General features: G+C 40.0%; 1 protein-coding gene. It reads right to left on the reverse strand.

Annotation, left to right across the window (positions count from 1 at the left end; translation table 11 throughout):
• Positions 1–306 precede the first annotated feature (306 nt).
• The coding region (locus AC1DUA_RS40025) for a putative glycoside hydrolase (RefSeq protein ID WP_477504932.1) at positions 307–602 on the reverse strand (296 nt) is incomplete at its 5' end.

Consider the following 602-nt stretch of genomic DNA (forward strand, 5'->3'; position numbering starts at 1 on the left):
TGCTTACTCACTCATTGTTCAGTTTTCAAAGATCAATTTCTTTCGTTCACTGCCGCGTTACCGAAGCAGCGAGAAGTAATATACCATGTTGATTTTCTTTTTGCAAGCACTTTTTTTAATTCTTTTTTTTCATCTATTCAACAGGTTATTTCTCACTTCTTGTAAGGCAGGTTTCATAATATACCATGGATATCTAGGTAATACAAGCCCTTTTTCACATGAAATAAGCGGCCACCTAGAACAGGAGAAACTGTCCAAGACAGCCGCTGCTTTTTATGGAATGCTGCTCTTATGGAATGCATCTTTTTACGGCATATAAGTTACGCCCTCTGAATAGTTGTTGTTTGCATTCCAGATGAGGTATTCCTGAACCCCTGCATCATGTAAAGCTTTAATTTGTGCATCTACCTCAGCCTTGCCGTATTTGATGTAATTTCCAGCACCTAACCAGCTTGCTGTAAAATCTTGAATCCAAGGACGCGACTGCGGTGGAGACTGGAGCTGTGCAAACTTCGCTTTCTCAGCTTTCATATACTCAGTAACAAGGTTATACGGTTCTTTATCTGGTCTTGAAATGCCAAAATAACCGTTAGACCAATGGC

Source organism: Paenibacillus sp. 01T422 (assembly GCF_056398785.1).